The sequence below is a fragment of the Hydrogenophaga sp. OTU3427 genome, from assembly GCF_038440225.1.
Taxonomy (GTDB): domain Bacteria; phylum Pseudomonadota; class Gammaproteobacteria; order Burkholderiales; family Burkholderiaceae_C; genus Hydrogenophaga.
This window is the reverse complement of sequence record NZ_JASATI010000006.1, coordinates 139,053-164,253: the sequence shown is the minus strand read 5'-3', so window position 1 is coordinate 164,253 and position 25,201 is coordinate 139,053. Positions and strand designations below refer to the sequence as shown.

Here is a 25,201-nt window from a genome sequence, read left to right as displayed (position 1 = left end):
GTTGCGCACCACCAGGTCCAGGGGCTCAGACATGGGGCGCTCCTGCATCAGGCCACCTCCTGGAACAGGCGGCCCCAGCCGCGCAGTTCGCTGGGCTCGATGCCCACGGTCTTGAGGGCCTGCCAGACCACGGTGGCGACCGAGTCGTAGATGGGGATGCCCAGCTCCCGCTCCAGCTCGGGCACCAGTTGGGCAGCGTGCAGGTTGGTGCACATCACCGTCATGGCCTGGGGACGCGCGGCGGCGGCCTCGCGCAGCATGCCGCGCAAGGTGTCGGGCTCGACCTCGCCGAACTGGAAGTTCACCGTGATGCCCAGGTGCCGCTCGGCCACGCACTCGATGCCGATGCCCCGGTAGTTGTCCATGATCTTGTGCTGCACGTCCTCGACGTAGGGCGACACCAGGCCCAGCGTGGTCGCGCCCTGCGCGGCCAGGATGTTGTTGAGCGCCAGCACCGAGGTGGTGGCCGGGATGCCGGTGGCCTCGGTGATGCGCGCGCACAGCTGGCGGTCGCGTTCGAAGCCCAGCCAGCTGGCCGAGGTGCCGCTCCAGCAGATGACGTCGACGTGGGCGTCGGCCAGCAGGCGCGCGGCCTCCAGGATCTTGCTGTCGTCGAACTGGTTGAGCGACTGGTCCCGCATCGAGATCTCGGTCACGGTGAAACGGGAAAAGTGCGCCGACACGCCGGGCAGGCTGTTGAGCATGGCGCTGGTCAAAGGCTCCAGCGCGGTGTTGGACGAAGGCGTCAGCACGCCAATGCGTTTGCGTCGGTTCATGGGAACTCGTTTCAGAGGGTGGTCAGGCGGTTTTGGGGGTGGTCTGGCTGTTCCTGGGCACGAAGCACAGGATGAGCAGCACGGCCAGCAGTTCCACCGCCGCGATGATGTACAGGCCAGCGGTCAGCGAGCCGGTGCTGGCCTTGACGGCCGACAGCATGAAGGGCGAACCGAAGCCGGCCAGGTTGGCAATGGAGTTGATCAGCGCGATGCCCACGGCGGCGGCGGCCCCGGTCAGCAGGCGGTTGGGCATCTGCCAGAACACCGGGAAAGCGCTGCTGGTGCCGATCACGGCGATCACCAGGCCGGTGAGCACCAGCGCCGGGCTGCCGCCCTGGGCGAAGGCCACCAGCAACATGCCGATCACGCCGGTGAGGGCCGCGCCAGCGCAGTGCCAGCGCACCTCGCGGTGGCGGTCGGAATGCGAGCCGTTGTAGATCTGCGCGCCGGCCCCCAGCAGGAAGGCGCCCGACATGATCCAGCCGATGGTGGCGGGGTTGGTGAAACCCAGTTCCTTGACCAGCGTGGGGCCGTAGAAGTTGAGCGTGGCGTTGGCGGCGACGATGCAGAAGTAGACCAGCACGAGCAGCCACAGGCGCGCGTCCTTGAGCGCGGCGAAGATGCCGTGCTCGCGCTGCCCCATCGCCTTGTGGTCGCGCTCCAGCTCGGCCGCCACCAGCTGCTTTTCACGGGTGCTGAGCCACTGCGCGTCCTTCGGGTGGTCGGTCAGGTAGAAGTAGGTGAAGATGCCGGCCAGCACGGTCGGCGTGCCCTCGATCAGGAACACCCACTGCCAGCTGGAGAGGCCGCCGACGTTGCCCATGAGGTTGAGGATGTTGCCCGCCAGCGGGCCTCCGACCACGCTGGACAGCGCCGAGGCGGCGGTGATCATGCTCAGCACCTTGGCCCGGCGGCCGCTGGGGTACCAGTAGGTCAGGTAGACGATCACGCCGGGCAGGAACCCGGCCTCGAACGCGCCCATGATGAAGCGCAGGACATAGAACATCTCGGGCGTCTTGGCGAAGGCCATGGCCACGCAGGTGGCGCCCCAGCCCAGGGTGATGCGCATCAGCGTCTTCTTGGCGCCGATCTTCTGCAGCATCAGATTGCTGGGGATCTCGAAAAAGAAATAGCCGATGAAGAAGATGCCCGCGCCCATGCCGTAGACGGCCTCGCTCCACTTGAGCTCATCGAGCATGGTCAGCTTGACGTAGCCGACGTTGACGCGGTCGATCCAGGCCAGCAGCCACAGAAAGGCCAGGAAAGGGATCAGGCGCCAGGTGATCTTCTTGTAGGTGGAGTCGATCTCGGCCTCGGCCCGGGGCTCGGCCCCGGCGGTGATGGAGGGGGACATGGTCATGGTGATTGTCTCGCAATGTCGTGGTGATGCCGGGGTTCGCGCCAAGCCTGTGCGGCGCCCCGGGGATGGACCGGCCGTTGGGGCGTCGGCGTGCCGCGCCCCAACGGTCTGGCCACAGAAACGCGCTGGACCGGCCCGGCTTCGCTGGCTGGCGGTCCCACTTTTCGGGCGGCTTGCGGGCAGTATAAAAAGTTGCCGACATTATTGTCAACAAAAACGTCAACATTTTATGTATACAAAATGGGAACCGCCGACACACGGATGAAATTGCCCAAAATGACACGGGAAATGCGCCCGCCGCCTCAGCCGCCTCAGCCGCCTCAGCCGCTCCAGCCGCCTCGCTGCCTGTCTTTGTGCTGGGCCTGTGCCTGGTGCCCACCGGGGGCCCCTCCAGGGTGCGGGCACGCCACCTGGCCTGAGGCGCCCACATCGACCACGGCCACCGGCATGCCGTCGTTCAGCCCGCCCCGCGCAGGAACAGCATGAGCTGCGCGGCGGCCGGCCCGGCCGGGCGCCCTTTGGCGGCGATGGCGCCGTAGACGCTCAGGCGCTGGCGCACCGTGTAGCGCAGACAGGCCACCAGGCCATGGGCCTCGTAGCGCTGGGCCACCTCGGTGGGCATCACCGCCAGCATGTCGGAGCTGGTGATGAGGTTGGTGGTGGTGAGGATGGACGCGGTCTCGATCAGACCACGCGGCAGGCGGCTGCGCTGGCTCTTGAACTCGTGCTCCAGCACCTCGCGCATGGGGCTGCCGTGCGGCTGCAATATCCACGGGAAATCCAGCAGCTCGGCCCAGGCCACCCGCGCCTGCTTGGCCAGCGGGTGCTGGGGCGAGGCGACGATGGACAGCCCCTCTTCGGCGATGGGCGAGAAGCTGAAGGCCTCGGCGTTCTCGTCGGGCACGCGGCCGATGACCAGGTCGAGGTCGCCGCGGCGCAGGGCCTCGGTCAGGCGGTCGCTGGTGTCCACCGTGATCGCTATGGTCAACAGCGGGTACAGGGCCTTGAGCCGGATCAGCGCCTGCGTCAGCACCGCTGGCGAGGCCGCCATGATGCTGCCGATGCACAGCTTGCCGGCGCTGCCCTGTTCCAGCTCGCCCAGCTCGCGCGTGAGGGCGTCGAAATGCCCTTGCAGGCCCTCGAAGTAGGCCAGCACGCAGCGCCCGGCGGCGGTGAGCTGCAGGCCCCGCCCCACGCGGTCGAACAGCGCGTGCCCCAGGGCACCCTCCAGTTCCTGCAGCATCTTGGTGGCGGCGGGCTGGGTCAGCCCCAGCTGGGCGGCGGCGGCGCGCAAGGTGCGGTGCTCGCCGATCGCCAGCAGCAGCGCCACCTGACGCATGCGCAAACGGTTGAGCAACTGGGGGGTGGGTGTGGTGCTCATTGGATTGATTGCCTCAGGTTATCGATTGATGAACAACTTTGAATTTTCAGAAATCAATGGCAAGCCTAGCATCCGTTCCCGTCGAGCCCCGAAGAACACACACACCACACTGGAGACATCCCGATGAAAACCTTGACGCACATCGCCGCCGCCTGCGGCCTGGCCGCCGCCCTGGGCAGCGCCATGGCCCAGGAATGGCCGCGCCAGCCGGTGAAGCTGCTGGTGGGCTCGGCCCCCGGCGGTGGCACCGACGCCATGGCCCGCGCCGTGGCCGACCGCCTGGGCCCGCTGCTCAAGCAGAGCGTGGTGGTGGAAAACCGCCCCGGCGCTTCCAACACCCTGGCCGCCGACGTCACCGCCAAGTCCACCGACGGTCACACGCTGGTGATGGGCGTGTCCACCGCCCACGCGATCGCGCCCCACCTGCTCAAGCTGGGCTACGACAGCAACAAGGACCTGGTGCCCGTGGCCTTCGTGGGCGCCGTGCCCAACGTGCTGGTGGCCAACACCGCGCTGCCGGTGGCCAACGTGACCGACCTCGTCAAGCTGGCCAAGGCGAAACCGGGCCAGCTCAACTACGCCACCAGCGGCTCGGGCAGCACCCAGCACATCGCCGCCGAGCTGTTCAAGGACGCCACCGGCACCTTCATCACCCACATCCCCTACCGCGGCAGCAGCCCGGCCCTGATCGACCTCATCGCCGGCCAGGTGCAGATCAGCTTCGACACCATGCCCTCGGTCATGGGCCACATCAAGAACGGCAAGATCAAGCCGCTGGCGGTGGCCGCGGCCAAACGCAACCCGCAACTGCCCGAGGTGCCCACCATGGAAGAGGCCGGCGTCAAGGGCGTGGAGATGAGCGCCTGGTACGGCGTCTATGCACCGTCCAGCACGCCCAAGGCGGTGGTCGACAAGCTCAACGCCGAGATCAACAAGGTGATCGCCATGCCCGAGACGCAGGCCCGCCTGAGCGCCATCGGCGCCGACCTCACGCCCATGACGCCGGCCCAGTTCCAGGCCTTCCACAACGCCGAGAACCAGCGCTACGGCGATCTGATCCGCAAGAAGAACATCAAGCTGGACTGAAGCCATGCTGGCCGACCTCGCCCGTGCGCGCCAGGCCTTTCTGGACAGCGCCGAAGACCCGCTGTTGCCCATCGTCGACGCGCACCACCATTTCTGGGCGGTGCCGGCCAACCCGCACCCCTGGCTCACGCAGCTGCCGCGCATCCCCTTCCGCTATGGCGACTACAGCGCGATCTGCCGCGACTTCCTGCCGGTCGACTACACCCAGGCCTGCGCGGGCCACCGGGTGCTGCGCCACGTGGTGATGGAGGGCGAGTGGGACCCTGCCGATCCGGTCGGCGAAGCGCTGTGGATGGTGGGCCTGGCCCAGGCCAGCGGCCGACCCCATGCGATGGCTGCCCAAGCCTGGCTGGACCGCGACGACGTGGCCGAGGTGCTGGTGCGTTACAGCCAGCCGCCGCTGGCCGGCTTTGTGCGCAGCGTGCGGCACAAGCCGCGTGTCCTGCCCCGTGCCGAACACCACAGCGGCTGGTCGGCCCCGGGCACCATGCGCTGCCCGCGCTGGCGCGACGGCTATGCCCTGCTGCAGCGCCACGGCCTGATGTTCGAGCTGCAGGCGCCCTGGTGGCACATGGACGAAGCGGTGGAGCTGGCGCGTGACTTCCCGGCCACGCGCATCGTCGTCAACCACGCCGGCCTGCCCGCGGCGCGGAATGACGAGACCCTGCGCCCGTGGCGCGCGGCCATGGCCCGCCTGGCCGACTGCCCCAACGTGCGTGTCAAGCTGTCGGGCCTGGGCGTGGCGGGTCAGCCGTGGAGCGTGGCGCAACAGCGCCCGGTGGTCGAGGCGCTGATCGACGACTTCGGGCCGCAGCGCTGCATGTTCGCCAGCAACTTCCCGGTCGACGGCCTGGTGGTCGGCCTCGACGACCTGTGGAGCGGCTTCAAGACCCTGACCCAGGGCCTGAGCCCGGCCGACCGGCTGGCGCTGTTCTGCGACACCGCCCTCGACACCTACGGCCTGCAATGACGCGCCGCTTTTCCTTCACAACACATCCGCAGGAGACACGATGAACACAAGCAAGATCCTCATGGCCGCGCTGCTGGCCCTGGGCCTGGCCGGCACCGGCCACAGCCAGGACATCAAGGCCAAGCTGGGCACCAGCCTGCCCGACACCCACCCACAGACCATCGGCGCGCGCAAGTTCGCCGAACTGGCCGACAAGAAGAGCAACGGCCGCATCAAGATCACCGTCTACTCGGCCGCCCAGCTCGGCAGCGACCAGCAGATGCAGGCCGCGCTGCGCGGCGGCACGCAGGAATTCACCGTGCCATCGACCGCCACCCTGGCCAACCTGGTCAAGGAGTTCGGTGTCATCGGCCTGCCTTTCTCCTTCGCCAACGAAAAGCAGGCCGACGCCGTGCTCGACGGCCCCTTCGGCCAGAGCCTGCTGGCGCGCCTGCCCGAAAAGGAACTGGTCGGCCTGGGCTTCTGGGAAAACGGCTTCCGCAACTTCACCAACAGCAAGCGCCCCATCACCCGGGTCGACGACTTGGCGGGCCTGAAGGTGCGCACGATGCAGAACAACCTCTACATCGACCTCTTCAACGGCCTGGGCGCCAACGCCGTGCCCATGCCCGTCAACGAGCTGTTCACCGCGCTGGAGACCCGCGCCGTGGACGCGCAGGAAAACCCCTTCACCGTGGTGCACGCGCAGAAGTTCTACGACGTGCAGAAGTACCTGTCGACCACCGGCCACGCCTACGACGCGCTGGTGCTGATCGCCGGCAAGAAGTTCTGGGACGGTCTCAAGCCCGAGGACCGCGCCAGCCTGCAGGATGCGGCCCGCGAGGCCACGCTGTTCCAGCGCCAGACCAGCCGCGAACTCAACACCCGCATGCGTGGTGAACTGATCAAGCTGGGCATGCTGGTCAACGACGTGCCCGACGCCGAGCGCCAGCGCATGCGCGAGAAGCTGGCCCCGGTGATCGCCAAGCACCAGACGGCGGTGGGCGAGGACACGGCCAAGGCCTTCTTCGACGCCATCGCCAAGGCACCGAAATAAGCGGGAGCCACCAGATGATTCCCCGTTTTGCCATGCGTGCGGTCGAGTGGCTGCTGATTGCCCTGCTGGGTGTGATGGTGGTGCTGGTGTTCGGCAACGTGGTGCTGCGCTACGGCTTCAACTCCGGCATCGTGTTCTCGGAAGAGGTCTCGCGTTTTGTCTTCATGTGGCTCACGCTGCTGGGCGCGCTGGTGGCCATGCACGACGGTGCCCACCTGGGCATGAACAGCGTGATCGCCGCCTTGCCGGTGTGGGGGCAGCGCATCTTCCGCTTTGCCTCCGACGCCATCATGCTGGCCTGCTGCGGCCTGCTGGCCCACGGCACCTGGAAACAGGTGGTGCTGGCCATGGACGACCACTCGCCCGTGACCGGCGTGCCCATGGGCCTGATCTTCTCGGGTCTGCTCATCAGCGCCGTTGGCATGGGCCTGATGCTGCTGGTCTCGCTCTGGCGCCAGCTCAGCGGCCAGATGCCGGCCGAAGAACTGTCCGCCAGCCACCAGGCCCAAGTCGAGTGAGCCCAGCATGACCATTCTTGTATTCGTTCTCTCCCTGCTCGGCGCCATGGCGCTGGGCATGCCCATCGCCTTCGCACTGATCGCCTGCGGCGTGGTGCTGATGCTCTTCATGGGCAACTTCGACACCCAGATCCTGGCGCAGAACCTGCTGGAAGGCGTCAACAACTACCCGCTGATGGCCGTGCCCTTCTTCATGCTGGCCGGCGAGCTGATGAACGCCGGCGGCATCTCCAAGCGCATCATCGCCATGGCCGAGGCCCTGATCGGTCACGTGCGGGGTGGCCTGGGCTACGTGGCCATCATCGCCGCGCTGGTCATGGCCAGCATCTCGGGCTCGGCCGTGGCCGACACCGCCGCGCTGGCCGCCGTGCTGATCCCGCTGATGCGCAAATCCGGTTACGACATCCCGCGCTCCAGCGGCCTGATCGCCGCCGGCGGCATCATCGCGCCCATCATCCCACCCTCGATTCCCTTCGTGATCTTCGGGGTCGCGGCGCAGGTCTCCATCACCAAGCTGTTCCTGGCCGGCATCGTGCCCGGCATCCTCATGGGCGTGGCGCTGTGGGTCACCTGGTGGCTCTGCGCCCGCAAGGACGCACCGTCCATCGAAGGCCGGCGCTTTGAATGGGCGCGCCTGCGCCATGCGGTGCGCGACGGCCTGTGGGCGCTGGCCCTGCCGGTGGTCATCATCGGCGGCATGAAGGCCGGGGTCTTCACGCCGACCGAGGCCGCCGTGGTCGCCGCTGTCTACTCGCTGCTGGTGGGCCTGTTCGTCTACCGCGAGCTCAAGCTGCCGGCCCTGCCCCACCTGATGCTGCAGGCCGCCAAGACCTCCAGCGTGGTGATGTTCCTGGTCGCCACGGCCCTGGTCTCGGCCTGGCTGATCACGGTGGCCAACATCCCTGGCGAGGTGACCGAGCTGCTGCGCCCGCTGATGGAGCACAAGACGCTGTTGCTGCTGGCCATGATGGCCCTGGTGGTGGTGGTCGGCACGGCGCTGGACCTCATGCCCACCGTGCTCATCCTGACCCCGGTCCTCATGCCCATCGTCAAGCAGGCCGGCATCGATCCGGTGTACTTTGGCGTGCTGTTCATCATGAACAACGCCATCGGCCTGCTGACCCCGCCGGTGGGCACGGTGCTCAACGTGGTGGCCGGCGTGGCGCGCGAGCCGCTGGGCGCCGTCACCCGCGGCGTCTGGCCTTTCCTCGTGGCCCAGCTGCTGGTGCTGCTGCTGCTGGTGCTGTTCCCGGCCCTGGTGATGGTGCCGCTGCGCTGGTTCTACTGAATCCCTCCCCAACGTTCTCAAGGACCCCAACGTGAACCCTTCCGAACTCCCCGTCGTGGCCCTCACCCTGGGCGACCCGGCCGGCATCGGCCCCGAGCTGATCGCCCGCCTGCTGGGCCAGACCGACGCCACGCAGCACGCCAACGTGGTGCTGATCGGCGACCCCTGGCTGTGGGCCGAAGGCCAGCGCATCGCCGGTGTGCGGGTGCCCACCACACCGGTGGACGACTTTGCCGCCGTGCGCGGCCGCGCCCAGCCCCAGACCCCCGCCTGGCTGGCGGTGGACACCGTGTCGCCCGAGCAGGTGCAGCGCGGCGTGGCCCAGGCCCCTGGTGGTGCCTCGGTGCTGCAGGTGCTCAACGCCTGCATGGACGCGGCCCAGCGCCGCGAGATCGACGCCATCTGCTTCGCGCCGCTCAACAAGTTCGCCATGAAACAGGGCGGCCTGAAACACGAGGACGAGCTGCACCACTTCGCCGAATACCTGGGTGTCACCAGCTACTTCTGCGAGTTCAACACCCTGGGCGACCTGTGGACCTCGCGGGTGTCCTCGCACATCCCGCTCAAGGACGCCGCCAGCTACCTGAGCCAGGAGCGCATCCAGGCCGCCACGCGCCTGATCTACCGCTCGCTGCAGGCCGCCGGCGTGGCCGCCCCCAAGGTGGCGGTGGCCGCCTTCAATCCGCACGGTGGCGACGGCGGCACCTGCGGCCGCGAGGAGGTGGACATCATCGCCCCGGCCTGCGAGGCCCTGCGCGCCGAGGGTGTGCCGGTGGGCGGGCCCTTCCCGGCCGACACCATCTTCCTCAAGGCCCGCGACGGCGAGTACCAGGCCATCGTCACCATGTACCACGACCAGGGCCAGATCGCCATCAAGCTGATGGGCTTTTCCAAGGGCGTGACGGTGCAGGGCGGCCTGCCCGTGCCCATCACCACGCCGGCCCACGGCACCGCCTACGACATCGCAGGCCAGGGCCGCGCCGACGTCAACGCCACCTACAACGCGTTTCGCATCGCGGCCCGCATGGGCGCCTCGGTGCGCAGCGCGGCCTGACCCCACCCTTTTTCCTATTCACGACAGGACCCCACCATGAAGATCACATCCGTCCGCGCCCGCGTCTACGAGTGGAAAGGCAAGACCGTTCCGCCCCAGGGCAACTTCTGCTCCAACGCCATGGACCTGCTGTACTCCAAGGCCGAGACCATGAGCACCTTCCGCTTCCACTCGTGGACGGTGGTCGAGATCGAAACCGATGACGGCATCATCGGCCTGGGCAACGTGGCCCTGGCGCCCAAGATCGCCAAGGCCATCATCGACGAGTACCTGGCGCCGCTGGTGCTGGGCCAGGACCCCTGGGACTACGAATACCTGTGGCAGCGCATGTACCGCGGCACCCACGCCTGGGGCCGCAAGGGCGTGACCATGGCCGCCATCTCGGCGGTCGACCTCGCCATCTGGGACATCCTGGGCAAAAGCGTCAACAAGCCGGTGTTCAAGCTGCTGGGCGGGCGGACCAAGGAAAAGATCCCCTGCTACTACAGCAAGCTCTACCGCACCGACCTCAAGGCCATGCAGGAAGAAGCGCAGACCTACCTCGACCAGGGCTTCAAGGCCTTCAAGATGCGCTTCGGCTACGGCCCGGCCCACCTGCAGCAAGGGGTGGCGGAGAACCTGAAGTCGGTGGAGGCCGTGCGCGAGGTCATCGGCTACGACACCGACCTGATGCTGGAGTGCTACATGGGCTGGAACCTGGAGTACGCCAAGCGCATCCTGCCCAAGCTGGCCAAGTTCGAGCCGCGCTGGCTGGAGGAGCCGGTGATCGCCGACGACATCGACGGCTACGCCGAACTCAACGCCATGAACATCATGCCGATCTCGGGCGGCGAACACGAGTTCTCGCTCTACGGCTTCAAGCAGCTGCTCGACAAGAAGGCCGTCAGCGTGGTGCAGTACGACACCAACCGCGTCGGTGGCATCACCGCCGCGCACAAGATCAACGCCCTGTGCGAGGCCTACAGCGTGCCGGTCATTCCGCACGCCGGCCAGATGCACAACTACCACCTGACCATGAGCAGCCTGGCCTCGCCCATGAGCGAGTACTTCCCGCAGTTCGATGTGGAAGTGGGCAACGAGCTGTTCTATTACATCTTCAAGGGCGAGCCGGTGGCCGAGAACGGCTTCCTCGACCTCAAGGACGATGTGCCGGGCCTGGGCCTGACGCTCAACACCGACTACCTCGACCAGTTCAACATCGTCGAATAAGACCACCATGCAACGACGCTACAAGGGCGTGTTCCCGGTGGTGCCCACCACCTTTCACGACGACGGCTCGCTGGACCTGGAGAGCCAGAAGCGCTGCCTCGACTTCATGATCGAAGCCGGCTCCAACGGCCTGTGCATCCTGGCCAACTTCTCCGAGCAGTTCTCGCTCTCGGACGAGGAGCGCGAGGTCATCACCCGCACCGCGCTGGAGCACGTGGCCGGCCGGGTGCCGGTGATCGTGACCACCACCCACTACGGCACCGCCGTCTGCGCCGCGCGCAGCCGCCGCGCGCAGGACATGGGCGCGGCCATGGTGATGGTGATGCCGCCCTACCACGGCGCCACCTTCCGCGTGCCCGAGGCGCAGATCTTCGAGTTCTACGCCCGGCTGTCGGACGCCATCTCGATTCCCATCATGGTGCAGGATGCGCCGGCCAGCGGCACGGTGCTGAGCGCCCCCTTCCTGGCCCGCATGGCGCAGGAGATCGAGCAGCTGAGCTACTTCAAGATCGAGACGGCGGGCGCGGCCAGCAAGCTGCGCGAGCTGATCCGGCTGGGTGGCGACGCCATCGAAGGCCCCTGGGACGGCGAGGAAGCCATCACCCTGCTGCCCGACCTGGACGCCGGCGCCACCGGCGCCATGACCGGCGGCGGTTTCCCTGACGGCATCCGCCAGATCATGGACGCCTACATGGCCGGCCGGCGCGAGGACGCGATCGACGCCTACATGCGCTGGCTGCCACTGATCAACTGCGAGAACCGCCAGGGCGGCATCCTGAGCGCCAAGGCCTTGATGAAGGAAGGCGGCGTGATCGCCAGCGAGGCCGCGCGCCACCCCTTCCCCCCCATGAACCCGCACGTGCGTGCGGGCCTCATCGAGACGGCCCGCCGCCTCGACCCGCTGGTGCTGCGCTGGGCGCGCTGAACCCCCTTTCCGTCAGTCCACAACACCCCTCAGGAGACCTTCATGAACCACCGCCTTTTCCTCAAGGCAGCTTTGCTGTGCGCCACCGTCGGCACCACCCTGGCCCTGCCCCTGGCCGCCCAGGCCCAGACCAAGCTGCGTTTCGCCCACGCCGGCCCCGAGACCTCGTCGCAGCACCTGGCCGCGCTGGAGTTCGCCAAGACGGTCAAGGAACGCAGCCAGGGCAAGCTGGAGGTGCAGGTCTTCCCGGGCAGCCAGCTGGGCAACGACGCCTCGGTGATCGGTGGCGTGCGTGGCGGCAGCATCGACCTGATGATGGCCGGCAGCGGCAACTTCGCCGGCCTGAATTCGCGCTTCGAGGTGCTGGACATCCCCTTCCTGTTCCGCGACCGCGAGCACGCCTACAAGGCGGTGGACCAGCAGGTGGGCCAGGAACTGATCAAGGCGCTGGAGCCCAGCGGCCTCAAGCAGCTGGCCTTCTGGGAGGTGGGGTTCCGCTCCATCACCACCAAGAACCGCGCGGTGCGCACGCCAGCCGACGTCAAGGGCCTGAAAATCCGCACCCAGCCCAACCCGGTCCACCTGCAGGCCTGGAAGCTGCTGGGCAGCAACCCGGTGCCCATGCCCCTGGGTGAGCTGTATGGCGCGCTGGAGTCGGGCGCGGTGGACGCCCAGGAACACCCGATCGAGATCACCCACTCGGCCAAGTTCTACGAGGTGCAGAAGCACCTGACCCTGACCCGCCACGCCTTCACCGCCATGCCGGTGGTGCTCAACAAGGCCAAGTTCGACAGCCTCACGCCCGACCTGCAGAAGGTGCTGCTGGACGCGGCCCAGGAAGCCAAGCTGTTCCAGCGCGCGCTCAACCAGAAGAACGAGGCCGCCATCATCGCCGACCTGCGCAAGAGCGGCATGAGCGTGATCGAGAACTTCGACCCCGCGCCCTTCAAGGCCGCCATGGGCGACGAGCTGCGCAAGGCCCACATCGCCAAGAACGGCCCCGAGCTGCTGGCCGCGGTCGAAGCCATCAAGTGACTTGAAACGCCCCGCCATGAAACCAAGCGAAACCCTGCTGCTGGTGCAGAAATGCGCCCACACCTTCAGCTTCTACGACCTGGCCAGCGGCCAGGCCGAGAAACACATCGTGCTGCCCAACTTCCCGCACGAGTTCACCGTCGACCCGGTGCGCCAGCTGGCCTACGTCGGCCACTACGGCATCGAGACCGCGAGCCACCTCGGTGACGTGGGCGGGCACTCGGTGTTCGTGATCGACCTGCAGCGGCAGGAACACGTGCACACGCTCAACCTGTGGCCCTTCTACCGGCCGCACGGCCTCACGGTCGATGGGCAGGGCCGCCTGTTCGTGATGTCGGAGGCGCACAACACGCTGCTGCGCTTCTCTGATCCGGTGAAGCGCCATGTGCCCGACCTGGCCGTGCCCTCGGGCGGCTACAAGACGCACCTGTTCGCCCTGAGCCGCGACGCCGAGACCGCCTACGCGCTCAACCTGCTGTCCAACACGGTCACCAAGATCCGCCCCAACGACCCCACCTTCACCCCGGTGGCCATGGTGCCGGGGCCGGTGCCCGAGGGCAATGTGCTGTCGGCCGACGAGACGCTGCTCTACGTGGCCAACCGCGGCGACGACACCCTGGTGGCGGTCGACACCCGCAGCATGCAGGTGGTGGCGCGGGGCAAGACGCGGCGCGACCCCAACCGGGTCTACCGCATCCGGGGCGCGGACGGCCAGGACCGGCTCATGACCACCAACTCGGGCGAACACTCGCTGTCAGTCTTCGGCACCGACCTGGTGGAACAACGCTGCCTGGCCCTGCCCAGCAACCCGCTGGCGCTGTCGCTGCACCCCACCGAACGCGCGGCCTTCATCTCTTTCCAGGACGAGACGGTGCGCCGCCTCGATCTCGACACCTTCGAGTTCACCCAGACCCTCAAGACCCTGCGCGAGCCCGATTCGTCCTACGTCTGGCAGCACTGAACGACAGCCCCTTGGAGACAACGCGATGAACACCTTCGCTTTCACCCGCCGTGCCCTGGCCCTGGCCGGCCTGCTGGCCCTCGCCCCACTGGCCGGCGCCCAGACCGTCAAGCTGCGCATGGCCCATTCCGGCGCCGAAGCCGAGACCCAGCACCTGGCGGCGCTCGAATTCGCCAAGCAGGTCAAGGCCCGCAGCAACGGCCAGATCGAGGTCCAGGTCTACGCGGCCAGCACGCTGGGCAACGACAACACCGCCATCGCCGGTGTGCGTGGCGGCACCATCGACCTCGCCACCTCGGGCACGCCCTACTACACCGGCATGGTCGGCCGCATGAACGTGCTGGACCTGCCCTACATGTTCGCCAGCGCCGAGCACGCCTACAAGGTGCTGGACGGCCCCATCGGCCGCGGCCTGCTGGACGAGCTGGAGGCCCACAACATGAAAGGCCTGGCCTACTGGGAGGTGGGTTTCCGCAGCCTGACCAACTCCAGGCGCCCTGTGAAGACGCCCGAGGACATCAAGGGCCTGAAGGTGCGCACCACGCCCAACCCGGCCCACCTCAAGGCCTTCCAGCTGTTTGGCGCCACGCCCACGCCCATGCCGCTGGCCGAGGTCTTCCCGGCGCTGGAGAACAAAGCCATCGACGGCCAGGAAAACCCGGTCGGCATCGTGCGCGGCAACAAGTTCAACGAGGTGCAGAAATACATGTCGATGACGCGCCACGCCTACACCGCCATGCCGGTGGTGATGAACAAGGCGAAGTTCGCGTCGTTCACGCCGGCCCAGCAGCAGGTGCTGATCGACGCGGCACTGGCGGCCGGCAGCTTCCAGCGCGAGCTGATCCGCAAGAACGAGGCCGGCGACATCGCCTACCTGCGCGGCCAGGGCATGGTGATCGAGGAGAACATCAACGCCGAACCCTTCCGCAAGCTGGTGGCCGAGCCCATCAAGCAGCTGTTCGCCGAGAAACATGGCACCCAGCTCATCGATGCCATCGCCAGCACCCGCTGACGCGGCGGTGCCCCGGGTGGTGGTGGACGCCCACCACCACCTGTGGGACCTGTCCGCCGGGCGCTACCCCTGGCTGCAGGAGGGCTACGACGAGCAGGCCTTTTTCCTCGGCGACCACCGCGCGCTGCAGCAGAACTTCCTGCCGGCCGATTACCGCCGCGTGAGCGCCGGCTGCGGCGTGGTGGCCACGGTGCACGTGGAGGCCGAACGCGACCGCGGCGAACAGGTGGCCGAGACGGACTGGCTGCACCAGCAACACGCCGCCCACGGCCTGCCCAGCGTGGTGGTGGCCCACGCCTGGCTGGACCGCCCCGAGACCGCCGAGCGCCTGTTGCAGCACCTCCAATACCCGCTGGTGCGCGGCATCCGCAGCAAGCCGGTGACGGCGCCCGGCCCGCACACCAGCGTGCGCGGCCAGCCCGGCACGCTGCAGGACGAACGCTGGCTGCGCGGCCTGGCCCTGCTGCAACAGCACGGCCTGAGCTGGGACCTGCGCGTGCCCGCCTGGCACCTGGCCGAGGCGGCCGAGGTGGCGGCGATGTTCCCGCAGCTGCGCATCGTGCTCAACCACCACGGCTTTGCCTGGGACCGCAGCGCGGCCGGCCTGCGCCTGTGGCGCGAGGGCATGGAGCGCCTGGCCCAGCAGCCCAATGTGTGCGTCAAGCTGTCCGAGTTTGGCCTGCGCGACCAGCCCTGGGACGAGGCGGACAACACCCGCATCGCGCACGAGACGCTGCGCCTCTTTGGCTGGCAGCGCTGCCTGTTCGCGAGCAACTTCCCGGTCGCCGGCCTGCGCATCGGCTACGCCGAGCTGGTGGCGGCCCTGTGGCGCATGCTGGCCCACCTGCCCCCTGAACAACAACACGCGGTGATGGCCGGCAACGCGCTGCGCGTCTACCGCATTCCCCTTCCGAACGAGACATCTCCCCCATGGACACCTACAAACACCTGATCAACGGCGAGTGGGTCGCCGGCAGCGGCGGCCTGCGCAACCTCAACCCCTCCAACCTGGCCGACCAGGTGGGCGACTACGCGGCGGGCGACGCCAGCCAGGTCGACCAGGCGGTGAGCGCGGCACGCGCCGCCTTTCCCGCCTGGTCCACCAGCGGCGTGCAGGCGCGCGCCGACGCGCTGGACAAGATCGGCAGCGAGATCCTGGCCCGCCGCGAGGACCTGGGCCGCCTGCTGGCGCGCGAGGAAGGCAAGACCTTGCCCGAGGCCATGGGCGAGGTCGCCCGCGCCGGCCAGATCTTCAAGTTTTTCGCCGGCGAATGCCTGCGCCTGGCCGGCGAGACCCTGCCCTCGGTGCGCCCCGGCATCGGCGTGGAGATCACACGCGAGCCGCTGGGCGTGATCGGCCTGATCACGCCCTGGAACTTTCCGATCGCGATTCCCGCCTGGAAGATCGCGCCCGCCCTGGCCTATGGCAACTGCGTCGTCATCAAACCGGCCGACCTGGTGCCCGGCAGCGCCTGGGCCCTGAGCGAGATCATCAGCCGCTCTGGCATCCCGGCCGGCGTGTTCAACCTGGTCATGGGCCAGGGCCGCAGCGTGGGCGAGGCCCTGGTCCATCACCCCGGCGTGGACGCCATCAGCTTCACCGGCTCGCAGGGCGTGGGCCAGCGCATCGCCGCCACCTGCGTGGAGCAACACAAGAAGGTGCAGCTGGAGATGGGCGGCAAGAACCCGCAGGTGGTGCTGGACGACGCCGATCTGAAGCAGGCGGTGGAACTGTGCACCCAGAGCGCCTACTTCTCCACTGGCCAGCGCTGCACGGCGTCCAGCCGGCTCATCGTCACCCAGGGCATCTACCCCGCCTTCATCGAGGCGCTGCAGGCGCGCCTGGCCGCGCTCAAGGTGGACAACGCACTGATGGCGGGCACCGACATCGGCCCGGTGGTGAGCGAGGCGCAGCTGGAGCAGGACCTGGGCTACGTGGCCATCGCCCAGAGCGAGGGCGGCACGCTGCTGTGGGGCGGCGAGCGCCTGCAACGCGAGACCGAGGGCTTCTACATGGCGCCGGCCCTCATCACCGACACCACGCCCGGCATGCGCATCAACCGCGAGGAGGTGTTTGGTCCGGTGGCCAGCGTGATCCGCGTGAAGGACTACGAAGAGGCCCTGGCCGTGGCCAACGACACGCCGTTTGGCCTGTCGGCCGGCATCGCCACCACCAGCCTGAAACACGCCACCCACTTCAAGCGCCACGCCCAGGCCGGCATGGTGATGGTCAACCTGCCCACGGCCGGCGTGGACTACCACGTGCCCTTCGGCGGGCGCAAGGCCAGCAGCTACGGCCCGCGCGAACAGGGGCGGTACGCGGCCGAGTTCTTCACCACGGTGAAGACGGCGTACACCCTGGCGTGACCAAGCTCAAGGTGCGTAACCCAGCGCCTTGAGGCGCTGCAGCAGGCCCTGGGCCAGCTGCCGGTAGCCGGCCGCATTGGGGTGGATGGCGTCGGCGCGCAGGGTCGGGTCGCCCAGCACCGCCGAAAACACCTCGGGCACCAGCGCCACCTGCTCCTCGTCGGCCAGTTCGGCGTAGAGCGGCGCGTCGCTGGGCCGCCCGGCCACAGCCGCCATCAAGGACAGCGCGGGCACCGCCACCAGCACCACCTGGGCGCCGCCGGCCCGGGCGGCTTGCAGCAGGCGGCGGATGTCTTCCTTCACCTCGGCAGCAGGGCGCCGGCGCAAGAAGTCGTTGCCGCCGATCTCCACGATGACCAGCGCCGGCCGGTGTTCCGCCAGCAAGGCAGGCAGGCGGTCTTGCGCGGCCAGCGCGGTGTCGCCCGGCACGCCGGCGTTGACCACGCGCCAGCCGGTGGCAGCGGCCAGCAGCGTGGGCCAGTCCTCGCCCGGCGCGGCGCCGGTGCCGAAGGTGACGCTGTCGCCGAAGGCCAGCACGGTCTGGCCGGCGGGCACGGTGGCGTGGCGTGCCGACTTGCCACAGGCGACGAGCAGGGCCAGCGAGCCCAGGGCGATCCAACAGGTGCGACGTTGCATGGAGGCGATTGTCGCGGCCTTCAAAAAATTCTTGCATCCACTGCATCCAAATCCGACCCTGGCGTGTAGAGCCCAGTAGCAGCGCCCTTGCTGCTTCTTTTCCAACCCTTCGGAGCCCATACCATGCCTACCTTCCGCCTCGCCCCCCTGGCCCTCCTCGCCTCCGCCGCCCTGCTGTCCGCCTGCGGCACCATGATGGCACCCGCGCCCATGTACTCCCAGGCCATGCTGCCCGACGCCGTGAAGGTGCCGGCCGGCCACAAGGTGGTGCTGGAAACCGTGGGTGTGGGCGAAATCACCTACGAATGCCGCGCCAAGCAGGGCATGGCCGGCCAGTTCGAGTGGGTGTTTGTCGGCCCCGACGCCAAGCTGATGGACCGCGCCGGCAAGCAAATCGGCACCTACTACGGCCCGCCGGCCACCTGGGCCGCCAACGACGGCTCCAAGCTGACCGCGACCCAGCTCGCGGTGGCCCCCGCCGGCACCGGCAACATCCCGCTGCAGCTGGTCAAGGCCAACCCGGCGATGGGCATGGGCGCCATGCACGGCATCAGCCACATCCAGCGCGTGGCCACCCAGGGCGGCGTGGCGCCGGCCGCCAGCTGTGACGCGATGAACGTCGGCAGCAAGCAGATCGTGAAATACCAGGCCGACTACATCTTCTGGAAGGCAGCCTGAGTCCGCGCGGCGGGCACAGGCGGTGCTATCCTGCACAGCGCCATGCCCGCCACGCCCCCTGAGTTCGACCACGAAGCCACCCTGAGCGCCTGCGCGCGCGGTGACGGCGCCGCGCTGCAGCGCCTGTACCAGCAGGAAAGTGCCCGCCTGCTGGGCGTGGTGCAACGCATCGTGCGCAACATGGCGCTGGCCGAGGACATCGTGCACGACGCTTTTGTCAACATCTGGCGCCACGCCGACAGCTTCGACGCCAGCCGCGGCGAGGCCCGCGGCTGGATCTACAGCATCGCCCGCAACCTCGCCCTCAACGCCGTGCGCGACAACCAGCGCGAGCTGACGGTGGACGAGGATGCCGGCGAGGCGCTGGACGCCGCCCATTCGCTGGCTGCCTGGCGCGACACCCAGGACAGCTTCGCCTGGCAGGACAGCGCCGGGCGCATCGCCCCCTGCCTGGAGCAGTTGGAGCCGGTGCGCCGCAACTGCATTCTTCACGCCTACGTGGACGGCCTCTCGCACAGCGAGATCGCCCAGCGCACGGGCGCGCCCCTGGGCACGGTGAAGGCCTGGATCAAACGCAGCCTGGCTGCCTTGCGGACGTGTCTGGAATGAGCCCACTTGACCGACTCTCTGACGCCGAGCGCGACGCCCTCGCGGGTGAGTACGTGCTCGGCACCCTGAACGCCGCACAGCGCGAGGCCGTGGCCGCACAACTGGCCACCGATCCCGCGCTGGCCCAGGCCGTGGCCGCCTGGGAACGCCGCCTGCTGCCCCTGGCCGCGCTGGCCGAGCCGGTGGCGCCGCCGCCGCGGCTGTGGCGCCGCATCGAGGACAGCCTGGCGCTGAACCCGCCCGCGCCGTGGTGGCGCCAGGGCTGGAACAACCTGGCCCTGTGGCGCGGCCTGGCGGTCAGCGGCATGGCGGCCGCGGCGCTGATGGCGGCGGTGCTGATCCACCAGCCGCCGGCCGACGCGCCGCGTTTCCTGGTGGTGCTGGTGGCGCCACAGGACAAGGCGCCGGGCTGGGTGGTGCAGGCCAGCAGCACACGCGCGGTCAGCCTGATCCCGCTGGCCGCGATGGAAATCCCCGCCGACAAGGCGCTGGAGTTCTGGACCAAGGCCGACGACTGGAGCGCGCCGGTCTCGCTGGGCCTGGTCAAGCCGGGGCAGCGCATCCGGGTGCCGCTGGACAAGCTGCCCGCACTGCAGCCCAACCAGCTGTTCGAGCTGACGCTGGAGCCCGCCACCGGCTCGCCCACCGGCCGTCCGACCGGCCCCATCCAGTTCATTGGCCGCGCAGTGCCCGTGACCTGAAGGACAGCGGGGAGACTGGCGCTGGCCATGCGACGCATCGCCCACCTTGACATGGACGCGTTCTACGCGTCGGTGGAGCTGCTGCGCTACCCGCAGCTCAAGGGCCTGCCGGTGGTGATTGGCGGAGGCCGACGCCGCGAGGACGACGCCCTGGCCGCCGAATACGGCAGCGCGCTCGACCGCATACCGGTGGCGGCGTTCCCGCGCCTGAGCAGCTACGTGGGCCGGGGCGTGATCACCACCGCCACCTACGCCGCGCGGGCTTTTGGCGTGGGCTCGGCCATGGGGCTGATGAAAGCCGCCAAGCTCTGCCCCGACGCCATCCTGCTGCCGGTGGACTTTCCCGAGTACCGGCGCAATTCGCGCCTGTTCAAAAGCGTCATCACCGAGATCGCGCCGCTGATGGAAGACCGCGGCGTGGACGAGGTCTACATCGACTTCACCGAGGTGCCGGGCGGCCAGCGCGAGGGCGGGCGGGTGCTGGCGCGGCTGATCCAGAAAAGCATCTTCGAGGCCAGCGGCCTGACCTGCTCCATCGGCGTGGCGCCCAACAAGCTGCTGGCCAAGATGGCCAGCGAGTTCAACAAGCCCCAGGGCATCAGCATCCTGTACGAGGACGAGCTGCAGGCCCGCATCTGGCCCCTGCCCTGCCGCAAGATCAATGGCATCGGCCCCAAGGCCGACGAGAAGCTGCAGGGCCACCGCATCGTCACCATCGGCGACCTCGCGGCACGCGAACGTGGCTGGCTGGTGGAGCATTTCGGCAAGGCCTACGGCGCCTGGCTGTTTGAAGCAGCCCACGGCCGCGATGAGCGGCCGGTGGTGACCGAAAGCGAGCCGGTGTCCATGAGCCGCGAGACCACCTTCGACCGCGACCTGCACGCCGTGCGCGACCGCGCCGAGCTGGGCGCGGTGTTCACCCAGCTGTGCCAGCAGGTGGCCGCCGACCTGCAGCGCAAGGGCTACGTGGGCAAGACCATCGGCGTCAAGCTGCGCTTCGACAACTTCAAGATCGTCACCCGCGACCAGACCCTGCCCCAGCCCACCGCCGACGCCGCCACCATCCGGCGCCACGCCGGCCTGGCGCTGAAGCGCGCGCCGCTGGAACGGCGGCTGCGCCTGCTGGGCGTGCGGGTGGGCGGGCTGAGCCGGGCCGACGCACCGGCCGAAGCCCCAGCCCCGACCGAACCCACCACCTTGCCGCTGTTTGGCGACGGGTGAGGTTTTTGGGGTGACACGGCCGGGCGCTTGCGCGCCACCCCGACCGAGCGGGACAATCCGGCCACACCATGGCCATCGGCAGCGTCACCCCCACCCCCTACACCCGCCCGCCCGGCGCCACCGGCGCGGCCCCCGCCGGGCAGGCGCGCGCCCAGGCCAGGGACCAGGGCACGCAGCGGCTCACCGAGGCCGAGTTGCGGCGCGTGAGCGAGCTCAAGGCCATCGACGCCAAGGTGCGCGCCCATGAAGCGGCCCACATGGCGGCCGGCTTCGGCATCGTCACCGGCGGACCCAGCTACAGCACGGTCTACGGGCCGGACGGCCGCGCCTACGCCGTGGGCGGCGAGGTGGGTGTCGACACCTCGACCGAAAAAGACCCGCAGGCCAACATCGACAAGGGCCGGCGCATCCAGGCCGCCGCCATGGCCCCGGCCGAGCCCAGCGGGCAGGACTTCCGCGTGGCCGCCCAGGGGCGTGCCCTGGAGGCACAAGGCCGCCAGGCGCTGGCACGGGAGCAGAGCGAGGCCGCCGCCGCGCTGCTGGAAGCCCGGCAGGCGGAGCGCGGCAACCCCTGGCGTGCACCACAAGCCCCCGCTGTCACATCCGACATCCCGCGCCTGTCGGTCTGGGCCTGAGAACGTGTTTACGATCTACAAGGGGTCGCAGATCGTAAACACGTTCTAATCATTCTCCTTGGCCGCGCCCGCCACCCGGCGGCGCTTGTCCCACCCTGCCGAACGTTTGTCCATGACCACCTCCTCCGCGCCCGTCCTGAGCTGCTTCACCCTCACCGAAACCGACCACGTCGCCCACCTGGTGCTGAGCCGGCCCGAGGCCATGAACACCATGAACCCCACGTTCTGGCGCGAGCTGGGCGAGGTGCTCAGCCACCTGCACCGCGGCGGCACGGCGCGCGCGCTGGTGATCAGCAGCACCGGCAAACACTTCAGCGCCGGCATGTCGCTCGACACCTTCGCCGGGGCCATCCACATGGACGACCAGAGCCCCGAAGGCCGGGCCGCCATCTTCGACCTGCTGACCGACATGCAGGCCACCTTCACCCAGCTGGAAACCCTGCGCGCGCCCGTCATCGCGGCGCTGCAGGGCGGCTGCATCGGCGGCGCGGTGGACATGGTCACCGCCTGCTGCGTGCGCTACGCCTCGGCCGACGCCTTCTTCTGCATCCAGGAAATCAACATCGGCATGGTGGCCGACGTGGGCACCCTGCAGCGCCTGCCCAAGCTGCTGCCCATGGCGCTGGTGAAGGAGCTGGCCTACACCGGCCGACGCCTGCCGGCGCAGCAGGCGCGCGAGCTGGGCCTGGTCAATGCGGTGTTCGACAACCACGAGGCCACCGTGGCCGCCGCCCTGCAGTGCGCGCGCGAGATCGCGGCCAAGCCGCCGGTGGCCATCTGGGGCACCAAGCAGGCACTGAACTACGCACGCGACCATTCGGTGGAGGACAGCCTGCGCCAGATGGGCTGGCTGCAGGGCGCGATCTGGAGCAATGCGCACGTGCGCGAGTCCATCGCCGCCATGAAGGACAAACGCCCGGGCGACTTCACGCCGCTGGCGCCGCTGCAGCGTTTCAGCGAACTGGGTTGAGGCGCGCCACATGAAGGTCTATCACAACCCCGTTCACGCCCAACACGCCGGCCGCCAGGAGATGTACCGCGGCCGCCTGGTGCCCTGCCACGAGGTGCCCGACCGCCTGGACCACGTGCTGGCCGAACTGCGACGCCGCCCGGTGGGCGCGCTGCTGACGCCCACCTCCCCTGCGGCGCGTGCGCGCATCGAACGCATCCACAGCGCGCGCTACCTCGACTTCCTGGCCACGGCCTGGGACCAGTGGGTGGCGCTGGACCCGGCCAACGCCGCGCTCGACGCCCTGCCCTCCGTGTGGCCGGTGCGCGGCTTCCGTGCCGACGTGCTGCCCGACAACTTTGCCGCCCGCATGGGCCTGTACTCCTTCGACGCCGGCACGCCGCTGATGGCCGGCACCTGGGCCGCCGCCCAGGCCGGCGCCGCTTGTGCGCTGTCCGCGGCCGACGCCGTGCTGGCCGGCGAAGCTTGCGCCTTCGCGCTGACGCGCCCGCCCGGCCACCACGCCGGCCCCGACTTCTTTGGTGGCTATTGTTTCCTGAACAACGCCGCCCTGGCGGCCCAGGCCCTGCGCGACGGTGGTCTGGACCGCGTGGCGGTGCTCGACGTGGACTACCACCACGGCAACGGCACCCAGACCATCTTCTACGAGCGTGCCGACGTGCTGACGGTGTCCCTCCATGGCGACCCGCGCACCGAATACCCGTTTTTCCTCGGCCACGCCGACGAACGCGGCACCGGCCCCGGCACCGGCTTCAACCTCAACCTGCCACTGCCGCGTGGCACCGACTGGGCGACCTGGCGCGCGGCGCTGCGCAGCGCGACCGAGGCCATCCGTGCGTTTGATGCGCAGGCGCTGGTGGTGGCCGCCGGACTGGACACCTTCGAGGGCGACCCGATCTCCGGCTTTCACTTGCGCAGCGCCGACTACCTGACGCTGGGCGCCGACCTGGCCGCGCTGGAGCTGCCCACGGTGTTCACCTTCGAAGGCGGCTACGCGGTGGCCGAAGTGGGCGTGAACGCGGTCAACCTGCTGCAGGGTTTTGTCGGAGAGAGCGGTTGAGCGGCAGGCGTCGGCGGTCGGTCTGATGCAGATCAAACCGGCGCCGCGCCTCTGGCGCGGGGACTGTCGAACGACCTGACAATGACTGACAATGTGGGCCACTGTCCCGCCTGCCCCGACCATGAGAATCAACCTGCCCATCTCCCAACAGGAATACGCCTACCCTGCCGGCACCATGCTGGTGTCGTCCACCGACACCAAGGGTTTCATCACCCACTGCAACCGGGCCTTTGTCGAGGTGAGCGGCTACGCCCATGAAGAACTGATCGGGCAGAACCACAACCTGATCCGCCACCCGGACATGCCGCCCGAGGCCTTCAAGGACCTGTGGCAGACGGTGGGCCGCGGCCGACCCTGGACCGGCATCGTGAAGAACCGGCGCAAGAACGGCGACCACTACTGGGTGGAAGCCAACGTGACGCCCATCATGGACAACGGCAAGCCGGTGGGCTATCTGTCGGTGCGCAAGGTGCCCACCCGCGAGCAGGTGCGCGCCGCCGAAGGGCTGTACGCCCAGATCGCGGCCGAACGCGAGAGCGGACGCCACACCTTCACCGTGTCGGGCGGCCACGTGTTGCCGCTGGGCTGGCGCGGCGCCCTGCGCCGCCTGGGCCACATCGGCTCGACCACGCGGCTGGGCGCCGGCCTGCTGGGCCTGGTGCTGGTGTCGGTGCTGCCCGAGTTGCTGGGCCAGACCGGCACGCTGGCGCTGGTGGTGCGGGTGCTCGCCATGCTGGCGGGCGCGGCGGGTCTGCTGTTCTGGTTCCACCGCCACTACGTGAGCGCGATGGCCGAGGCCGACCGCTTCGCCGCCGACATCGCCAGCTGCAACCTGAGCACCTCGGTGCACGGCCAGTTCCCCGACCCCATGGGCGCGCTGATCCGCAAGCTGCTGCAGGTGCAGATCAACCTGCGCGCGGTGATCGGCGATGTGCGCAGCGAGATCGAGGGCTTCAGCCAGTCGGCGCACGAGATCGCGGTCGGCAGCCAGGACCTGTCGGGACGCACCGAGGCACAGGCCAGCAGCCTGGAGGAAACGGCAGCCTCGATGGAGGAACTCTCCAGCACGGTGAAGCAGACCGCCGACACCGCCAACCAGGTGGCCCACCAGACCCAGCGCAGCACGGAGGTGGCGGGCAACGGCCAGCAGGCCATCACGGCGGTGCGTGGCTCCATGCACGCCATCGAGCAGTCCTCGCGCAAGGTGACCGAGATCATCCAGGTGATCGAAAGCATCGCCTTCCAGACCAACATCCTGGCGCTCAACGCCGCCGTCGAGGCCGCGCGTGCCGGCGAACAGGGGCGTGGCTTCGCGGTGGTGGCGTCCGAGGTGCGGGCGCTGGCGCAACGCAGCGCCACGGCGGCCAAGGAAATCCGCGAACTGATCGGCCAGTCGGCCGAGCAGGTGACCCATGGCGTGCGGCAGATGGACGCCGCCGGCGGCACCATCGATCAGGTGGTGGCCGAGGTGCGCAAGGTCAGCGAACTGGTCGGCCAGATCAGCCACGCCACCAAGGAACAGGCCATCGGTATCTCGCAGGTCAACGAAGCCATCACCCAGCTCGACACCGTGACCCAGCAGAACGCGGCCCTGGTGGAGCAGTCGGCCGCCTCGGCCGAGGTGCTGAGCGGCGGCACCGAAAGCCTGACGCGCTCCGTCCAGATCTTCAAACTCTGAGCACCGTTTCCCGAGCTGGGGCCGCTGCGCCGGGC

25 protein-coding genes are annotated in these 25,201 nt (G+C 68.9%); 21 read left to right on the top strand and 4 right to left on the bottom strand.

Features of this window, described 5'->3' with window-relative positions; genetic code table 11:
- Nucleotides 1-47: 47 nt before the first annotated feature.
- From AAHB17_RS05985 to AAHB17_RS05975, 3 genes are all read right to left on the bottom strand, one after another.
- On the bottom strand, nucleotides 48-776 hold the full coding sequence (locus AAHB17_RS05985; RefSeq protein WP_342129585.1) for a maleate cis-trans isomerase family protein: 729 nt from the start codon (nucleotides 774-776) through the stop codon (nucleotides 48-50).
- A 22-nt stretch (nucleotides 777-798) separates the two neighbouring features.
- Entirely contained in the window at nucleotides 799-2,136 is a 1,338-nt protein-coding gene (locus tag AAHB17_RS05980; protein ID WP_342129584.1) for an MFS transporter, read from the bottom strand.
- Nucleotides 2,137-2,593: 457 nt separating this feature from the next.
- Nucleotides 2,594-3,517: a LysR substrate-binding domain-containing protein gene (locus tag AAHB17_RS05975; protein ID WP_342129583.1), complete on the bottom strand. Its 924-nt coding sequence runs from the start codon at nucleotides 3,515-3,517 to the stop codon at nucleotides 2,594-2,596.
- Nucleotides 3,518-3,640: 123 nt separating this feature from the next.
- Here AAHB17_RS05975 and AAHB17_RS05970 point away from each other — a divergent pair, with 123 nt between their 5' ends.
- The 13 genes from AAHB17_RS05970 to AAHB17_RS05910 are packed head-to-tail and all read left to right on the top strand — an operon-like array spanning nucleotide 3,641 to nucleotide 16,978.
- Complete coding sequence (locus AAHB17_RS05970; RefSeq protein ID WP_446719558.1) at nucleotides 3,641-4,603, top strand: Bug family tripartite tricarboxylate transporter substrate binding protein; 963 nt, start codon at nucleotides 3,641-3,643, stop codon at nucleotides 4,601-4,603.
- A 4-nt stretch (nucleotides 4,604-4,607) separates the two neighbouring features.
- Entirely contained in the window at nucleotides 4,608-5,573 is a 966-nt protein-coding gene (locus tag AAHB17_RS05965) for an amidohydrolase family protein (RefSeq protein ID WP_342129582.1), read from the top strand.
- A 40-nt stretch (nucleotides 5,574-5,613) separates the two neighbouring features.
- A complete protein-coding gene (locus tag AAHB17_RS05960) occupies nucleotides 5,614-6,609 on the top strand; it encodes a TRAP transporter substrate-binding protein (protein ID WP_342129581.1) in 996 nt (331 codons plus the stop codon).
- A gap of 14 nt (nucleotides 6,610-6,623) precedes the next feature.
- On the top strand, nucleotides 6,624-7,127 hold the full coding sequence (locus AAHB17_RS05955; protein WP_342129580.1) for a TRAP transporter small permease: 504 nt from the start codon (nucleotides 6,624-6,626) through the stop codon (nucleotides 7,125-7,127).
- Nucleotides 7,128-7,134: 7 nt separating this feature from the next.
- On the top strand, nucleotides 7,135-8,415 hold the full coding sequence (locus tag AAHB17_RS05950) for a TRAP transporter large permease (RefSeq protein WP_342129579.1): 1,281 nt from the start codon (nucleotides 7,135-7,137) through the stop codon (nucleotides 8,413-8,415).
- A gap of 31 nt (nucleotides 8,416-8,446) precedes the next feature.
- The gene (locus tag AAHB17_RS05945; protein ID WP_342129578.1) at nucleotides 8,447-9,469 is read left to right on the top strand and encodes a 4-hydroxythreonine-4-phosphate dehydrogenase PdxA; all 1,023 of its coding nucleotides are present in this window, start codon (nucleotides 8,447-8,449) and stop codon (nucleotides 9,467-9,469) included.
- Between the two features lie 36 nt (nucleotides 9,470-9,505).
- Nucleotides 9,506-10,678, top strand: a complete 1,173-nt coding sequence (locus AAHB17_RS05940; protein ID WP_342129577.1) for an L-rhamnonate dehydratase — start codon at nucleotides 9,506-9,508, stop codon at nucleotides 10,676-10,678.
- 7 nt (nucleotides 10,679-10,685) lie between these two features.
- Nucleotides 10,686-11,603, top strand: coding sequence for a dihydrodipicolinate synthase family protein (locus AAHB17_RS05935; protein WP_342129576.1), 918 nt, complete (start codon nucleotides 10,686-10,688; stop codon nucleotides 11,601-11,603).
- Nucleotides 11,604-11,645: 42 nt separating this feature from the next.
- Nucleotides 11,646-12,638, top strand: coding sequence for a TRAP transporter substrate-binding protein (locus tag AAHB17_RS05930; RefSeq protein ID WP_342129575.1), 993 nt, complete (start codon nucleotides 11,646-11,648; stop codon nucleotides 12,636-12,638).
- A gap of 16 nt (nucleotides 12,639-12,654) precedes the next feature.
- Nucleotides 12,655-13,599 (top strand): YncE family protein, encoded by a 945-nt coding sequence (locus tag AAHB17_RS05925; RefSeq protein WP_342129574.1) that lies wholly within the window; start codon nucleotides 12,655-12,657, stop codon nucleotides 13,597-13,599.
- A 25-nt stretch (nucleotides 13,600-13,624) separates the two neighbouring features.
- Entirely contained in the window at nucleotides 13,625-14,611 is a 987-nt protein-coding gene (locus AAHB17_RS05920; protein ID WP_342129573.1) for a TRAP transporter substrate-binding protein, read from the top strand.
- A complete protein-coding gene (locus AAHB17_RS05915) occupies nucleotides 14,571-15,563 on the top strand; it encodes an amidohydrolase family protein (RefSeq protein ID WP_342129572.1) in 993 nt (330 codons plus the stop codon). The genes AAHB17_RS05920 and AAHB17_RS05915 overlap by 41 nt, the downstream gene beginning before the upstream one ends.
- Nucleotides 15,542-16,978: an aldehyde dehydrogenase family protein gene (locus AAHB17_RS05910; RefSeq protein ID WP_342129571.1), complete on the top strand. Its 1,437-nt coding sequence runs from the start codon at nucleotides 15,542-15,544 to the stop codon at nucleotides 16,976-16,978. The genes AAHB17_RS05915 and AAHB17_RS05910 overlap by 22 nt, the downstream gene beginning before the upstream one ends.
- A 6-nt stretch (nucleotides 16,979-16,984) precedes the next feature.
- Here AAHB17_RS05910 and AAHB17_RS05905 read toward each other — a convergent pair whose 3' ends face one another.
- Entirely contained in the window at nucleotides 16,985-17,614 is a 630-nt protein-coding gene (locus tag AAHB17_RS05905) for an arylesterase (RefSeq protein WP_342129570.1), read from the bottom strand.
- Between the two features lie 123 nt (nucleotides 17,615-17,737).
- On the opposite strand from AAHB17_RS05905, the gene AAHB17_RS05900 reads away from it, so the two are divergent.
- The 8 genes from AAHB17_RS05900 (at nucleotide 17,738) to AAHB17_RS05865 (ending at nucleotide 25,166) form a co-directional block, all read left to right on the top strand.
- Nucleotides 17,738-18,292, top strand: a complete 555-nt coding sequence (locus AAHB17_RS05900) for a DUF3455 domain-containing protein (protein ID WP_342129569.1) — start codon at nucleotides 17,738-17,740, stop codon at nucleotides 18,290-18,292.
- A 42-nt stretch (nucleotides 18,293-18,334) separates the two neighbouring features.
- Entirely contained in the window at nucleotides 18,335-18,901 is a 567-nt protein-coding gene (locus AAHB17_RS05895; RefSeq protein WP_342129568.1) for a sigma-70 family RNA polymerase sigma factor, read from the top strand.
- Entirely contained in the window at nucleotides 18,898-19,602 is a 705-nt protein-coding gene (locus AAHB17_RS05890; RefSeq protein ID WP_342129567.1) for an anti-sigma factor, read from the top strand. Before AAHB17_RS05895 ends, AAHB17_RS05890 begins: the two co-directional genes overlap by 4 nt.
- Before the next feature lie 27 nt (nucleotides 19,603-19,629).
- Nucleotides 19,630-20,823: a DNA polymerase IV gene (dinB, locus tag AAHB17_RS05885; protein ID WP_342129566.1), complete on the top strand. Its 1,194-nt coding sequence runs from the start codon at nucleotides 19,630-19,632 to the stop codon at nucleotides 20,821-20,823.
- A 68-nt stretch (nucleotides 20,824-20,891) separates the two neighbouring features.
- A complete protein-coding gene (locus AAHB17_RS05880) occupies nucleotides 20,892-21,458 on the top strand; it encodes a putative metalloprotease CJM1_0395 family protein (protein ID WP_342129565.1) in 567 nt (188 codons plus the stop codon).
- Nucleotides 21,459-21,570: 112 nt separating this feature from the next.
- Nucleotides 21,571-22,428 carry an enoyl-CoA hydratase-related protein gene (locus tag AAHB17_RS05875; protein WP_342129564.1) on the top strand — a complete coding sequence of 286 codons (858 nt, stop codon included), beginning with the start codon at nucleotides 21,571-21,573 and terminating at the stop codon, nucleotides 22,426-22,428.
- Nucleotides 22,429-22,438: 10 nt separating this feature from the next.
- Nucleotides 22,439-23,488, top strand: coding sequence for a histone deacetylase family protein (locus tag AAHB17_RS05870; RefSeq protein WP_342129563.1), 1,050 nt, complete (start codon nucleotides 22,439-22,441; stop codon nucleotides 23,486-23,488).
- Nucleotides 23,489-23,609: 121 nt separating this feature from the next.
- Nucleotides 23,610-25,166, top strand: coding sequence for a methyl-accepting chemotaxis protein (locus tag AAHB17_RS05865; protein WP_342129562.1), 1,557 nt, complete (start codon nucleotides 23,610-23,612; stop codon nucleotides 25,164-25,166).
- The last annotated feature ends 35 nt before the right edge of the window (nucleotides 25,167-25,201 follow it).

Coding starts and splice junctions, on each gene's coding strand:
- AAHB17_RS05985 (WP_342129585.1), bottom strand. CDS start 776: ATGAACCGACGCAAACGCATTGGCGTGCTGACGCCTTCGTCCAACACC.
- AAHB17_RS05980 (WP_342129584.1), bottom strand. CDS start 2,136: ATGACCATGTCCCCCTCCATCACCGCCGGGGCCGAGCCCCGGGCCGAG.
- AAHB17_RS05975 (WP_342129583.1), bottom strand. CDS start 3,517: ATGAGCACCACACCCACCCCCCAGTTGCTCAACCGTTTGCGCATGCGT.
- AAHB17_RS05970 (WP_446719558.1), top strand. CDS start 3,641: ATGAAAACCTTGACGCACATCGCCGCCGCCTGCGGCCTGGCCGCCGCC.
- AAHB17_RS05965 (WP_342129582.1), top strand. CDS start 4,608: ATGCTGGCCGACCTCGCCCGTGCGCGCCAGGCCTTTCTGGACAGCGCC.
- AAHB17_RS05960 (WP_342129581.1), top strand. CDS start 5,614: ATGAACACAAGCAAGATCCTCATGGCCGCGCTGCTGGCCCTGGGCCTG.
- AAHB17_RS05955 (WP_342129580.1), top strand. CDS start 6,624: ATGATTCCCCGTTTTGCCATGCGTGCGGTCGAGTGGCTGCTGATTGCC.
- AAHB17_RS05950 (WP_342129579.1), top strand. CDS start 7,135: ATGACCATTCTTGTATTCGTTCTCTCCCTGCTCGGCGCCATGGCGCTG.
- AAHB17_RS05940 (WP_342129577.1), top strand. CDS start 9,506: ATGAAGATCACATCCGTCCGCGCCCGCGTCTACGAGTGGAAAGGCAAG.
- AAHB17_RS05935 (WP_342129576.1), top strand. CDS start 10,686: ATGCAACGACGCTACAAGGGCGTGTTCCCGGTGGTGCCCACCACCTTT.
- AAHB17_RS05930 (WP_342129575.1), top strand. CDS start 11,646: ATGAACCACCGCCTTTTCCTCAAGGCAGCTTTGCTGTGCGCCACCGTC.
- AAHB17_RS05925 (WP_342129574.1), top strand. CDS start 12,655: ATGAAACCAAGCGAAACCCTGCTGCTGGTGCAGAAATGCGCCCACACC.
- AAHB17_RS05920 (WP_342129573.1), top strand. CDS start 13,625: ATGAACACCTTCGCTTTCACCCGCCGTGCCCTGGCCCTGGCCGGCCTG.
- AAHB17_RS05915 (WP_342129572.1), top strand. CDS start 14,571: ATGGCACCCAGCTCATCGATGCCATCGCCAGCACCCGCTGACGCGGCG.
- AAHB17_RS05910 (WP_342129571.1), top strand. CDS start 15,542: ATGGACACCTACAAACACCTGATCAACGGCGAGTGGGTCGCCGGCAGC.
- AAHB17_RS05905 (WP_342129570.1), bottom strand. CDS start 17,614: ATGCAACGTCGCACCTGTTGGATCGCCCTGGGCTCGCTGGCCCTGCTC.
- AAHB17_RS05900 (WP_342129569.1), top strand. CDS start 17,738: ATGCCTACCTTCCGCCTCGCCCCCCTGGCCCTCCTCGCCTCCGCCGCC.
- AAHB17_RS05895 (WP_342129568.1), top strand. CDS start 18,335: ATGCCCGCCACGCCCCCTGAGTTCGACCACGAAGCCACCCTGAGCGCC.
- AAHB17_RS05890 (WP_342129567.1), top strand. CDS start 18,898: ATGAGCCCACTTGACCGACTCTCTGACGCCGAGCGCGACGCCCTCGCG.
- dinB (WP_342129566.1), top strand. CDS start 19,630: ATGCGACGCATCGCCCACCTTGACATGGACGCGTTCTACGCGTCGGTG.
- AAHB17_RS05880 (WP_342129565.1), top strand. CDS start 20,892: ATGGCCATCGGCAGCGTCACCCCCACCCCCTACACCCGCCCGCCCGGC.
- AAHB17_RS05875 (WP_342129564.1), top strand. CDS start 21,571: ATGACCACCTCCTCCGCGCCCGTCCTGAGCTGCTTCACCCTCACCGAA.
- AAHB17_RS05870 (WP_342129563.1), top strand. CDS start 22,439: ATGAAGGTCTATCACAACCCCGTTCACGCCCAACACGCCGGCCGCCAG.
- AAHB17_RS05865 (WP_342129562.1), top strand. CDS start 23,610: ATGAGAATCAACCTGCCCATCTCCCAACAGGAATACGCCTACCCTGCC.